This window comes from bacterium, assembly GCA_009926305.1.
Taxonomy (GTDB): domain Bacteria; phylum Bdellovibrionota_C; class UBA2361; order UBA2361; family RFPC01; genus RFPC01.
The window spans coordinates 16,043-29,291 of record RFPC01000032.1; the positions used below are offsets into that span (position 1 = coordinate 16,043).

Consider the following 13,249-nt stretch of genomic DNA (forward strand, 5'->3'; position numbering starts at 1 on the left):
GGGCTAACTCCCCCCTCTTCTCTCTCGAAAAAACTCTCTCAGCAGGTATGCAGACTCCTCCTGCAGTACCCCAGAGACTATCTCGGGAGGGGGTCCAAATACAGTATCTTTTGAAATATCAACATATGAGCCAAATCCGCCAAGTCGTAAATCGGGCGCACCATATACAAGACGAGAAACACGGCTTAACCGAATGGCCGAAGCACACATAATACACGGCTCAAGAGTCACATACAGCGTACAATCACTTAACCGCCAATTCTGACCCTTCTCGGCCCCAATACGCAGGACACCAAGCTCCGCATGGGAGGTCACTGAAGGATCCGCTTCAACCGAGTTCGAATGAGAGGCAATAATCTGATTCTCCCGAACGAGAACCGCCCCGACAGGAACTTCTCCACGAGCAGCAGCCTCTTGCGCAAGACGAAGCGCTTCTTTCATGAAGGAGACATCTTTTTCTTCTATACTCATGTGTTAAAAGGGTGAAGCTGCGGAGTTCATCAAAATTATTCGCTCGGAGGTTCCACGGGTCCTTGCCAAGAAAAACCAACACGGAAACAAAAGGGAACGGAGAGGAAGGGATTCGAACCCTCGATACGCGTTAACGTATACACGCTTTCCAAGCGTGCGCCTTCAACCGCTCGGCCACCTCTCCAAACAGCTCCATCAAACTCAGAAGAAAAGTCTGTGCCACTGACACAGAATGTTTTCTCTTTTACAGAAAGCGGGCTGCGCGATTCAGAAAAAAACTTGAACGGAGAGGAGGGGATTCGAACCCCCGGTACAGTTACCTGTACACTCGCTTAGCAGGCGAGCACCTTCAGCCACTCGGTCACCTCTCCACCAATCTGAATACATCGGCCATGCTCCTTCCTTGTCTCTTGGTAGGAACCGCACCCTGAGAGATTCGAACTCCCGACCTTCTGATTCGTAGTCAGACGCTCTATCCAGCTGAGCTAAGGGTGCTAAACAATGTAAGCCGCGAATGTATCAAACCTTGCCTCGGACTTCAAAGGGCAAAGACTTGCATATTGAGGCATCATTGGTCTAGTATTTTCAGGCAGATAAAAGATATCTGTGAAAACTGGAGGGGTGGCCGAGCGGTTGAAGGCACTGGTCTTGAAAACCAGCATACGTTAACGCGTATCGAGGGTTCGAATCCCTCTCCCTCCGTTTCTCCTCATTCCCTATTTTCTCCTAATTTTGCGTACTTCTTGCACTAATTTTTTCTTCTCACACCATTTTTTTTCTTCTCAGATCAAACTTCTCGAACTCTTTCATGCATCAATCCTTAAAAACTCTCCATAACGTCTTCTGTAGAGCTTTATAGAGACGAACGATGGAAATTCATAAGCCACTTGTGGGGGAAAGGGCTACTCTCAGCGGAATTCCTCTGCCACAACACGAAGAGAAAAGTGTAGTCTCAAACGCTGCGGTGACACTCTTTCCACCTCCACGTTCACCGTTAGCAAAAGAAGCATCAGCGATTATAGAGAAATCTATTGAGGAATATCTGACACGCACTCCCAAAATCTTAGTGCCTGGCAAATCACTGGCAAATCATATCGGAGATGGAGAGAAAAAAGTGTTCCATCTGGATGAGTTCAAAAATAAGAACGTGCTTGAATGGAAAGATATTACTCCCATGATCGAACACGATCGGAAAGAGATCCAGCGCATCGCAGAACTCGCAGGGAAGGCGTTCCAGGCCCCATGCGATCAACTTGATGTCATGACGATTCTGACCGAACGAATGAAGTTTTTTCTCCGCCGATCCATGGTGACCTCGGTCTTAACCCAAGAGGTGAAAAGGAGCGAACAAGCGATACAAGCCCGATCCGAAAGTAAAATCACAAAGATTCTCTCTCGACTCCCTCATGGCAAAAGGCGCGAAGAACTCCTGAAATTAGACCTACAAGAAAAGACGGAGGAACTTCATTCTCATGCAGTTCTTCATGATGGTCATTACACCGTTTGTCCTATTAGGGCCTGGACTTCTCTTCATCGAGGCAATCCCGATTGCATGTGGTACCACCACTCCTCTCTCCCTCCTTCAACGACACGAAGAGATCAAAGGGATACGCTCAGAGTCAACGCTTTCTCAATTGCACTAGCTCAGCTTGGGGTTTTTCAAAAAGGAGAAGGTGCATGGGATCAGCGATACCCATCGTCGCCCCTGGAGTTTTGGAAGTCCCACGTAGCACCGTATATCTAGTTGACGAGATCTTTTTACAGCAATGCGCCTAGAGCCATAGAACGTGGTCTGATGTGCGATAAATCTCGAGATCTCAATCTTGAATTCAATACCCAAAATGATTTTACCCCGTTTGTCCTCTATGAAACTATCTACAGTTCGCTTATTGTAGTCGCGCTTGTTGAAATCATTTTTTATGCTCTATTTCATGCGAATCCCACTCTCAGCCACTGCTATTAAGATTTCGGTAACGGTTCTTTTCGCCGCGATAAGCTTTCTTCTCTTCTCCCAAATTGCTCTTCACCGGTTTATAGCGGCAGACGAAGGATTTTACCTGTTAGCAGGTAAACTCGTTGCAAACGGCATGCTCCCCTACTCAGACTTCTTTTACCCTCAAATGCCCCTACTTCCATATTTTCATGCCACTTGGATATCTCTCCTCGGGGAAAGCTGGATTACCTCTCGGATAATTGCAGCAAGTATGGCCTCTAGCATCGCCGCTATTCTCTTTTTATTCCTCTGGCGCGTGCGCTCATTGTCGATAGCACTCCTCGCTGGAGCACTATTTATTACAGCACCAGAGATTTTGTATTGGTTCACGGTGAGTAAAACGTATGTTTTTTCTGGCGCTCCCCTGATCGCCTCATGTGCTCTTCTCTATTACGCTCTTTATCATGCAGACAAACACTTGATACCTCGACTCGTACTGATCAGCGGGTTCCTCCTAGGAATCGCGATAGGAGTTCGCCTCTTTTACTTCGCTTTCATCCCTGTTTATTTCATTTATGTTTTTTTTCATGTATCCAACGCGAGCCGTCTCAAGGCTTTGAAAGCCCTCACATTCGGACTCGTGCTGTCAGCGCTCCCACACATGCTCTTTCTGCTGCATGACATTACCTCATACTGGTTTAACAACCTGGGCTACCATCTGAGCAGAAATCACCGTCCGCACGAGATCGCAATGGAGCTAAAAGTAAAGGTTGTACGATGGGCGTTAGGATTAGACTCAACGAATACCTTCGGAAGCCCATGTCTTCCTCTCCTCTTTTGGCTGAACTGCGTGATAGCTCTCGTAGCGGTCTGTAAAGGTAAGCTGCCGCCACTCCCGACCTCTCTCGGTCTTGTCTTGTTTGCTTGCTATCTCACTCCTACCCCTATTCACCTTCAGTACTTCTCAACATGCATGCCGTTTTTCATCCTTGGCGTAGCGACTGCCTCCTGGAAGAGGTGGGTGGCGACTAGCCTGCTATCCCTTCTGACTGCCACAACTCTCATTATGCTTCCCCAAACATTCGAAAGACTTACTGTTTCTGGGCAAGGCGTAAAAGGCATTGACCAAAAGAACCGTCAAACCTTTACCCTATCAACCGTTACTGAGGTTTCAGAGTTTCTTAACCAACAGTTTACGCCAGGCTCGCGGATTATTAGTCAGTGGCCAGGCTTCCTATTTGAAACCTCTCTCCTTCCTGTTTCAGGCCTCGAAAATCAATTTTGGATTAGAATGGACGAGAAGCTCTCCCCTCAACAGGTAGACCAATTTAAGCTTATGACGAGGCCGAAGATGCGCCTGCTTCCTCAAGATTCATCCGTAGACGGCCTGATTATTGAAACCCACAAATTCGACAAGTATTTCTCTGAAGATATTATAGAAGAGTCGAAACTAAGCGAAATAACAGCTCCGGATGGCTTTCGTGTATTCAAATCTCAAGACGCGCCTTGAACAAACATTTTTGCCTCGTACCGAAATGTGCGCTGTAGCCCTTTTCTCAAGGTATCTTTAGCGTTAGGGTACAAATATAAATCTTGAGCCGACTAGAAATTTATGTCCATAAAGAATTCGCATCAAAAGCTAGCTCTTTTATCCATCCTCGTTCTCATTTTTTTTGCAGTTGCGATCTTTACCGAGGAGAACACGCCTCTTACACCAGGCAATGAAGATATAAAAGCTGCTCAGATGCTTCAGGAACAGCAGGGCGAAGCCATAGTGTCCCCAACGAAAGCTCTGCCAGGCTTCACTCTCTTCGGAGAATCCGGTTCAGCAAAAACCCGACTGGTGAATATGTCAGGAGAGGTTGTAAAAACCTGGGATTTTGATGCCGCAAGAACTCGACTTCTTCCAAACTGTAATGCGCTCGTAGTGCACGGAACGAAATGGGGTTGGAGTCAAGAAAAATGGGATGCTCTTCGACCTTTTGTGCGGGAATATGATTGGAGCGGAAATGTTGTCTGGGAATACAAGGCCCCAGGCCCAGCGCACCATGACGTCCAACGGCTTGAAAATGGGAATACGTTAGTGCTCTTTCGGGGCCTCGTGCCGAAAAGCGCCAAACAGAGCATAGAAGATCCTGCAAAGAGAAATTCCAAAATTCGCACCGACACCATTCGCGAAATCTCTCCAGAGGGGAAAACCGTGTGGGAGTGGAATGCCCATGATTACCTTGATCTGAATTCGTGTGGAAAAAATCCATGCGAACCATTACCAGAGAGCATAACGGATCAACGCCGCGTTTTTGACTGGACTCATTCGAATGGAATTTCGGTCATCCCTGAAAATAAATGGCACGAAAGTGGGGATACTAGATTTACTCCTGGCAATATTATTCTCACGCTCAGAAACTGGTCTAGCATGGTGGTAATCTCTCGTTCATCTGGCGAGATTGTTTGGGAGTTTAACGATCGTCTTTCGGGCGGTCACGAGGGCATCATGATCGAACGCGATCTACCCGGAGCAGGCAATATTCTCATCTTCAATAATGGGCGTGATACATTAGAATCAGAAGTTCTCGAGATTCATCCTCAAACTCGTGAAGTAGTATGGCGTTACAGCGATGGTCCAGATTTCTACAGTGCAGCCGCAGGGAGAGCGCAGCGGTTAGCAAATGGCAATACGTTGATATCTGAGGATGTACCTGGTCGAATCTTTGAGGTAACTCCCGACCATGAAATTGTCTGGAGCTACCAAGCTGGGCTTCGAACCGCTAGAGCTCACAGGTACCCTGCTGATATCTGCGAGAAAGTGTCTGCGCTACCGCTTTTTTCTGATGGGAGCTCATAGGGGACGCTTGTCAGAAAAAACCTCAGCCAATCCCTCAAACTCGAATTCACAAAATACAAACGCTTATATTTTGTGGAACCAGCGACTTTCTTCAGCAACTCTTCCCTCTGAAGTGATAGACTATAACTATGAACGATTACTGGAGCGATTGTTGGAAAAATGCTCATACCCCTTGGAGCTATCAAGGCTCTGATGACCTCGCCATAAAGCGTATCCCTGAATATATTGCTGAGCGCTTGACGGAAGGAGCTCCTGTAACATCACACGACCTGCCGAACAATTCTCTGCGCACATTCGTCCCACTATGCGGCGATTCACCGATAGTACAATTTCTCCATGAGCATCAATGCACGGTAACCGCGATTGATCTCATCCCATCGCCAATCAGAGAATTGCGAGAACAGTTGTTCTCAGAGCTGACTTTCAAAAAAACCACCACTTCTACACATACTACCTGGAAAGCAGAAAGACTCTCATTAATCGAAGGGGACTTCTTTGCCTGTTCAATAGATCAACAATTTGATCTCATTTATGATCGTGCGGCGCTCGTTGCAATTGAGCCTCAGAGAAGGGCTCAATATGTAGAGAAGATTATGTCACTTCTTGCTCCACACGGTCGGCTCTTTCTCGAATTCTTCGATGTTGGAGAGTTTTCAGCCTCACATCCGCCTTTTCCAATTATGCGACAAACGGTTCGCCAACTCTTCACTCCTCTGCACGAAGTCTCGTTTTCAGAACAAAGGAAGAAGATCGCCGATAGCCCGTTTTACGAGTCTCCCGATGAGGAGTTCTCTCGATGTTGGATTATCTTCGAGAAAGCACGTTAATCGGGGTTATTGCTCTCTTACGAGAGCGATAATCCGTTGTCCGACTCTTGGTTGGGCTGCAAAATTCTTTGTGACTACGGATAGCGTATCACCATCAACAACCATGAGTGGCTCGAAGAGCCGTGGATAATTTGCTTCTATATCAGAGAGGGAGAATTCTTCTGAGATTAAAATATTTTTCATCTCTGCACCGCCCTCAAGCGCTTCAAGGAAAGAATGATAGGTGAGATTTCCTCGGAATAATGACCTGCCCCTTAAGTGATGTGCTTGAGATTTTGTCACCTCTCCAACCTGTCCTCCATCGCGGGCTAATTGATATACCCCTGCTCGACCAAAGTGCTCACTGAACCGCAGAGCAGCAAGCGAGTTCGCCTCATCGTTCGGAGTCATTGCAAAAAGACGTCCGATACCATCAAGATCTATATCCTCAACAAGGTGCTCTGAGAGGATGTTTCCATAAAATACTGGCAAACCATCGAGTTTTGCTGCTGAAACGTTTTCCCAATTCGTATCCACTAAAAGAACTCGAAAGCCAGCTTTTTGAACTTGAAAGGCAAGCGAGCGCGCTGCCTGATGAGCGCCAAGGAAAAGGATCCCTTGGGCTGCGTTCTGCTGCACGCCTAAGAAACGAGCAACCCTTCCTGCGGTGAGACCATAAAGGAAGCCGGCACTGACGATCATAAAAAAGGTGTAGGCAACAAGAGCACTTCCCCCCTCTACTCCAGCCGCCTCCAATTCAAGTCCGAAGAGTGATGCAACCGCTGCAGCTACTATTCCTCGGGGTGCTACCCATGCAAGAAAAATTCGCTCGCGCCACTTCAGTTCAGAGCCCACGGTTGAGATCAGAACGGCGATAGGTCTGGCAAGAAAAACCATAATAAAGAGAAATAAAATACTTCCCCACTGTAGTTCCTGTATGTGGCTCAGCTCGAGTCGTGCGGAAAGGAGAATGAAAAGAACTCCTATGAGCAAGACCTGCAGATTTTCTTTAAACTCTACGATATGCCTGATTACGAGAGTTGAGCGGTTTGCAAGGATAATTCCCATGAGAGTCACTGCAAAAAGTCCTGCCTCTCGCTGAAACATATTCGCTAAGACAAATACAATAATCACAAGTGAAAACGAGAAGGGATTTTGTAAATAATCTGGTAGTAAGAATCTCTGTATGAGATAAATCAGAAGATACGCCCCGAGGACTCCAATTACTCCACCGATGATTATGGTATTTAAGATTCCACCGAGCAGATGCGTCGGAGCCGAGAGAATCTCTCCATGCATAATAATTTCAAAGACAAGAACGGCAAGGAGCGCACCGATAGGGTCAATAAGAATCCCCTCCCACTTTAAAATAGAGGCAAGATTCGATTTTGGTCTAATGTCTCGAAGAAGAGGGATAATGACGGTTGGTCCAGAAACCGTAAGAATTGCACCAAGAAGCACCGCGAGCTGAAAATCAAGGCCGAGGATGTGGTATCCTGCCCAAGCTCCAATAAGCCACGTTGAGAGCATTCCAAGACTGATCAAGCTAAAGACAACCCGTTGCAGACCGGGAATTTCCGCGAACCGCAGGCTGAGTCCGCCTTCAAAGAGAATAAGCCCAACCGAAAGCGAGACAAGTGGAGTAAGGAGATCTCCCAAGATTACGTCTGGTTCGAGTAGACCAAAGATCGGTCCAGCCAACACTCCGAATACAAGAAGGAGAATAATTGAAGGGGTCCGAAACTTCCATCCCAACCACTGTGCACTGATAGCGAGAAATAAAACTAGCGCGATTGATTCAAGCCCATGCTCTGACAACACTTCCTCCTAACTCTTCTCGTTTCTGTGAGATGAGGCTTACTATCTCATTTCTCCAATGCCCACATTATGCCTAATGAAATGAAAAACAGGAAATAGAGAAAAATAGAATAAGCAAACCTTTCCACGTTCGTCATGTTACACCCCGAATACATCTTTTCTCACGAAATGAGAGTAGGTATGCTGCTCGTAACAACCACCCCGCTATAGATAATATGAACACCACTCAAGCCATAGATCCCAAATCTCTCTCACAACGCGAGATCTATACACTGATGGTAAGCATAATTGTCCCGCGTCCCATTGCTCTTGTGAGCACATGCAGCAGCGAAGGCGTCGGGAATCTTGCTCCTTTTAGCTTCTATAATGGAGTATCAAGCAAACCTCCCTGCCTTATGTTCTCGTGTGCGATAGGAAGAGATGGGGCAAAGAAGGATACGCTCAGAAATATTGAAGAAACCGAGGAGTTTGTTGTTAATACAACCAATGAGTGGATTATCGAACCAGTTGTTAAGGCTGCCGCCGAGTATCCTTACGGTGTAAATGAGATGGAAGCGGTGGGGCTTACCGCTGTACCGTCTCAGGTGGTGCGTCCCGACCGAGTCGCTGAATCAGCCGTTAGCTTCGAGTGTACACTTTATAGCCGTGTTCCGGTTGGGGACGGTAGCCCCGGCTCTGCCGTAATTATCGTCGGCGAAATTGTCTATATTCATATTCAAGAAGAGTGCTATCAAGATGGTGTCGTTCTGTATGAGAAACTTGCTCCCGTAAGCCGACTCGGCGGGCCTACCTACAGTAAAGGGGGAGAAACGTTTGATCGTCGAATACCGAAGCTTTCGTAACTCCCGGTCCTCTTACGCTGTCATTTTAAGCGGTGTCAATCTTACCGAATTCTCAATCGCTCCTCCTCATCAGAGAAGAAGGCGATCAGATTCAAAAGTCACTCGGGATAACTCGGCGTTACAACATTCTCACTTACTGATTGTTCATCAAGAACTATCTTCTCGCGCATTAACTCGCGAATCTGCTCCCTGATCCTCAAAAAGTCTGGATCATCAGAACCAATGGCCTCAAGCTTTTTCTGAACCTCTAATGCTCCAGCAAGATTCTCTGTTGCTACCTTGAATCTGTACTGCGCACTCAGTAACCCTTCGTGGAAAGGGTTCTGACTGAGCCCTCTATCTAGCAAGGGAAGTGCTATTTCAAACTGCCTCTCTTTGAGAAGAATATTTACGAACATCTCTATTACATCAAGATGAAGCGGATCATGGAAGAGTGCGGTCTGCAAAGCCTCTTTTGCGCCACTATTATCGCCACGGGCGGCATAGAGACGCGCTCGAAGCAGCAATGCATCTGATGAGGCTGGATAAAGCGAAAGTGCTTTTTCTACCGCTTCCTCTGCAATATCAAAGTGGCCCTGCCCAGACCTCAGAACCGCTAAGTTCACCTGCATTTTTACGCTATTTGGAAATAACGCCACCTGCCGCTCGATAAGCTTCTCCTTACTTTGCCATGCTCCCTGATAGTGTATGGTTAAGGCGGTCAGGGCAATTACGACCACACTAAACGCCCCGACAGCACTGCGAGGATACGTATCACGCACAAGCAGCAAGAACCATCCCAGCAAGAGGCTCCCTGCGACACTAGGGGTATAGGCGAGCCGTTCAGCAAAGATTGTTTCGATCGGAAAAAGAATATTTGCGGTAAGGATAAAGGCGAGAAAGAACCAAAGGAGTGCAAAGCTAGCAATGGAACGAGTGCGAAGCATGAATGCTCCGAGAGAAAATATCGTAGCAACAAGTCCAATAAACACGAATGAAACGATCGAGGAAGCGCCGCTTAGCGAGACTGGAGAAAGCGTTGCAAAGGAATAATCTGCACTCAGTGGAAAGGGAACTATTATAATCGCGAGGTATCGGCCCAATAAAAAAATACTATTGAAGAGCCTTTCTTCGAAAGGAAGTGAAGCCAGAGGGTTTTCGACGAAGTGAATGACGTCACTCTGGAGAATAGCTCCCGTCACTGCCAAACGCCCAACGAAAAGCATGAGCATGAAGACACAAAACGGCTTTATCCACTTCAGAAACGAAGGCTTCTCTCCTTGAAACCAAGAGGAAGAAATAGCAAGAACTGGAAAAAGCGCTCCACTTTCTTTTGAAAGAGCAGCAAGAAAAAACAACACCCAGGGCAATAGGCTCTGTTTTTGCGGCGAAAAAGCCAAAATTCCCAGAAAGCCAAAGAAGAATGCGAGCAGCTCAGCACGCCCACTGTCCATTCCACTAACAATAGCCTCCGTGTGTATCGGATTTACCGCGAATAAAATGGCGACTCCAAACGAGGCTGAAAGGCTTCTTCCCTTACAAGAAACAAGAGAAGGAAAGGAACGCTTTGTTAAGAACACATACAAGAGCAGGGTATTGAGGGCATGGAGGAGAACATTGCAAAAAACACTTCCATGTGGGGTGATAGCTCCTTCGAACTGCGATTGCAACCAATACGAGAGGACAACTATTGGGCGGAAATGCAATACAGATGCGGAAGACCCCATGCCCATAGAGCCTTCTCGCATACGATTAAAATCTTCGAATACAAATTCTCCCCAGAGAATAGAACGTGAAAAAACCAGTAGCGCGATAGCGACAAGCCCGATGCCACAGGATAAGAATGAAAGGCCGAAGCGCACCTTTTGAGAGAGGTTTTTGCCTTCCTTTAAACTCTTCCGCCCCCCATTCATCGTTTCAGATCTCGTTCTTAACCACAGAAGAATGTCTGCCGTACAGCAATACGGCTCTTAAAAATACGAAGAGAACAGAGAGCGAAGATCCTCTAATTTGTCCTGCAGCCAAGCCCTCGCTCAGTTCTCATATCCTTACACCCCTTCTTTCGCTCCCGTTTCTCACACCGACCTGGACGAAAACCCTTCGGGCAAACATCCGGAGCCTGAGCAGTTGCTGCCTCGTGTTTCGCTTTCTCTTTCTCAAACTCAAGACGCTCTTGCTCTAGCTCAAGCTTTTCTCTCTCATACTCCAAGTCTTTATGCTTATGTCCGCCCCAACTTCCTCCATGGCTAGAATATCGCCTTGTGACTCGAAACTCAGCGCGACACCCGCCATCTACCCAGATTCCACGGCTATCAGTGCCCCATGTTTGCTCTGCAATACACGGTGATTTACTGAGCTTTCTATCAAGCTCAATATTGGAGTCCCGAATTCCGCTTACATTACAGTACGATCTTCTGTCATTTTTAGACTCGCACGTAACATACTCATCTGCTCGGAGAAGGCTTGCTTGTCCCGAGACAAAAATCATAAGCAAGAAAACAACGACGGAGGAATTTTTAAGACTACGAATAGAACCAAGCATAACACACGCTCCTACTTGAAAAGTTATCTGTGAACAATCTCACGGTTGAGAGCGCACCAAGGGCCGTTGCCAGCGAGACCATTGCCGACGACACGCGGCGCCGCCCCTCTACCAACGAAGAGTATCGCGCTCTCGTAAAGACACCACCCTAACACACGCAAATTCTTCCCACCTACCGAAACCCACACCCATCAATGAGCTTCATTCACTAAAACAGCAGAGCGATTGTCTTGAGGAATTACAGGGAGTTACAAATCTGAGGCGTTTGATTGTGCCCGATAAGACTCACACCTCTCTAATATAAATATGATAGTATTTAGAATAATATTCGCTTTCATTATCATAAATTATGGTATACTTAGCATAAATAACTCTATTTTTAGCATAAGAGGACGCATGACTAATCCAGAAGATTTAAGAAACCACCTATCCTTTAACTATGAAGAGCTGGAAGAGCTCAATCTCGAGGCGAAAGAGCGTCAGGCGAGATACACCAATCCGGATGAGCTCCGAGAACACTACCTGAAATACCTCACTGACGAGAAGCGTCTAAAGGCGGTCACCATCTGTTTTTCCGATATAGAGGGAAAACTCCATATGCTCGACTATGACAAGAAGTTTCTCCTTGAATCATACGACAACCTTACCTTTGATGGCTCTTCAGTCCGAGGATTCACCCAGGTTAATGCATCCGATCTTCGACTGATGCCAGACTGGGGATCGTTCCGATGGGTGCCAGCAGATGTTTTCTCAGCGGGCAAAGTAATCTGCTTTGGACTCATTCAAGACCGAGATGGCTCTCCATATACCAGTGATTTTCGCGGACGGCTCAAGAACTACCTCGAAGAGCTTCGCTCGAGTCAAGGCCTGACGACAAACGTATCTGTTGAATGCGAAGGGTTTCTCTTTAAAGGCGAGAATGCTGAGCGAAACTACACAAGCCATGAAGGTTTTGATCTTGTTTCGAAGGGAGGATATTACAGCTCTCTTGCGACAGACACCTTACGGCTTTTCATCGATAGCTTTGCCGAGTCGCAACGCGCACTCGGATTTGAAAATGAAAAGGACCATCCAGAGGTGGCACCATCTCAGTTCGAGTTGAACTATAAGTATTGCGATGCCCTGATCGCAGCGGATCAAGTGCAACTCTATAAGCTGATGGCACGGCAAGTTGCTGCTCGCATGGGCTGCACTGCTAGCTTTCTTCCAAAGCCAGTAGCAGGGATTAATGGAAACGGTATGCACACGAATATCTCTATCTCAAAAGATGGAACAAACCTCTTCTTTGACGGGAATGGTGAAGATGGGCTTTCTCCTCTTGCATGGGATTTTGTCGATCGCCTCTTGTACAGCGCGAATGATATTTGTCTCACGTTGAACTCGAGTGTTAATGCATATCGGAGACTCGATCCAAATTTCGAAGCTCCAAATCAGATTAAATCCTCGGCAGTAGATAGAACTTCAATGGTGCGCATTCCTCTTGGCAACAAAAATTCAGCTCGAATTGAAGTTCGGACTGTTGCACCAGATTCAAACCCATATCTTGCACTCTATGCTTTGATCAAAACTGGAATGACTGGGCCAGTCAACGAGGAAGAAGTACAAGAGAACCGTCGCTCGCGAACCCGCTTTCTGCCTGGGAATATCTACGATGCTATTCGACACTTCAAAGGGAGCAACTTTGTGGGAGAGCTCCTTGGGCAAGAGAACAAAGAGAAGTTTGTCGAGCAAAAGCTTGCTTCGGCTCACCGATGCCCTCGAGAACTCGGAACACTCGTAAAAACAGAAGAAGTCCGATTTCATCACGAGGTCACGAATCAGTATATCTGGTCTCAGTTCTAATAGTTCAGGGGCTAGATATAGGAATTTTGTCGAAGGCCGCTCCTTTCTTCGTGGGGCGGCTGTTTTACAACTTGCCCACGTAAAACCTCCCGATAGAGACGGCATGCGAAAGGAGCGCTCCCGCAGCGGAAGCAGCAGGGGGAGATGATCGTTACGGCACGTGGTATGCTA

Annotated in this window: 10 protein-coding genes and 4 tRNA genes; 7 read left to right on the plus strand and 7 right to left on the minus strand. The window is 47.0% G+C overall.

Translation table 11 applies throughout. From position 1 onward, the window contains the following. Positions 1-3 precede the first annotated feature (3 nt). The 4 genes from EBR25_06895 to EBR25_06910 form a co-directional block, all read right to left on the minus strand. On the minus strand, positions 4-471 hold the full coding sequence (locus EBR25_06895; GenBank protein NBW40718.1) for a nucleoside deaminase: 468 nt from the start codon (positions 469-471) through the stop codon (positions 4-6). Between the two features lie 97 nt (positions 472-568). Then, a tRNA-Ser gene (locus tag EBR25_06900) sits at positions 569-655 on the minus strand. Between the two features lie 100 nt (positions 656-755). Further along, positions 756-842 (minus strand) — tRNA-Ser (locus tag EBR25_06905). A gap of 50 nt (positions 843-892) precedes the next feature. Next, positions 893-966 (minus strand) — tRNA-Arg (locus EBR25_06910). A gap of 120 nt (positions 967-1,086) precedes the next feature. Here EBR25_06910 and EBR25_06915 point away from each other — a divergent pair. The 5 genes from EBR25_06915 to EBR25_06935 all read left to right on the plus strand — a co-directional run bounded on the left by EBR25_06915 (position 1,087) and on the right by EBR25_06935 (position 6,076). Beyond that, positions 1,087-1,173, plus strand: a tRNA-Ser gene (locus EBR25_06915). A gap of 166 nt (positions 1,174-1,339) precedes the next feature. Further along, on the plus strand, positions 1,340-2,215 hold the full coding sequence (locus tag EBR25_06920; GenBank protein NBW40719.1) for a hypothetical protein: 876 nt from the start codon (positions 1,340-1,342) through the stop codon (positions 2,213-2,215). A 175-nt stretch (positions 2,216-2,390) separates the two neighbouring features. Further along, complete coding sequence (locus EBR25_06925) at positions 2,391-3,914, plus strand: hypothetical protein (protein ID NBW40720.1); 1,524 nt, start codon at positions 2,391-2,393, stop codon at positions 3,912-3,914. A 102-nt stretch (positions 3,915-4,016) separates the two neighbouring features. Next, the gene (locus EBR25_06930) at positions 4,017-5,249 is read left to right on the plus strand and encodes a hypothetical protein (GenBank protein ID NBW40721.1); all 1,233 of its coding nucleotides are present in this window, start codon (positions 4,017-4,019) and stop codon (positions 5,247-5,249) included. A 128-nt stretch (positions 5,250-5,377) separates the two neighbouring features. Further along, positions 5,378-6,076, plus strand: a complete 699-nt coding sequence (locus EBR25_06935) for a methyltransferase domain-containing protein (protein NBW40722.1) — start codon at positions 5,378-5,380, stop codon at positions 6,074-6,076. A gap of 6 nt (positions 6,077-6,082) precedes the next feature. Here the strand turns inward: EBR25_06935 and EBR25_06940 are convergent, their stop codons facing one another. Further along, positions 6,083-7,876, minus strand: a complete 1,794-nt coding sequence (locus tag EBR25_06940; protein ID NBW40723.1) for a hypothetical protein — start codon at positions 7,874-7,876, stop codon at positions 6,083-6,085. Between the two features lie 212 nt (positions 7,877-8,088). Here EBR25_06940 and EBR25_06945 point away from each other — a divergent pair, with 212 nt between their 5' ends. After that, positions 8,089-8,715, plus strand: coding sequence for a flavin reductase family protein (locus EBR25_06945; GenBank protein ID NBW40724.1), 627 nt, complete (start codon positions 8,089-8,091; stop codon positions 8,713-8,715). A gap of 98 nt (positions 8,716-8,813) precedes the next feature. Here EBR25_06945 and EBR25_06950 read toward each other — a convergent pair whose 3' ends face one another. Both EBR25_06950 and EBR25_06955 read right to left on the minus strand, forming a co-directional pair. Beyond that, a complete protein-coding gene (locus EBR25_06950; GenBank protein ID NBW40725.1) occupies positions 8,814-10,607 on the minus strand; it encodes a hypothetical protein in 1,794 nt (597 codons plus the stop codon). A 92-nt stretch (positions 10,608-10,699) separates the two neighbouring features. Further along, positions 10,700-11,236 carry a DUF3011 domain-containing protein gene (locus tag EBR25_06955; protein NBW40726.1) on the minus strand — a complete coding sequence of 179 codons (537 nt, stop codon included), beginning with the start codon at positions 11,234-11,236 and terminating at the stop codon, positions 10,700-10,702. A gap of 396 nt (positions 11,237-11,632) precedes the next feature. Here EBR25_06955 and EBR25_06960 point away from each other — a divergent pair, with 396 nt between their 5' ends. After that, on the plus strand, positions 11,633-13,078 hold the full coding sequence (locus tag EBR25_06960) for a glutamine synthetase (GenBank protein NBW40727.1): 1,446 nt from the start codon (positions 11,633-11,635) through the stop codon (positions 13,076-13,078). Positions 13,079-13,249 lie beyond the last annotated feature (171 nt).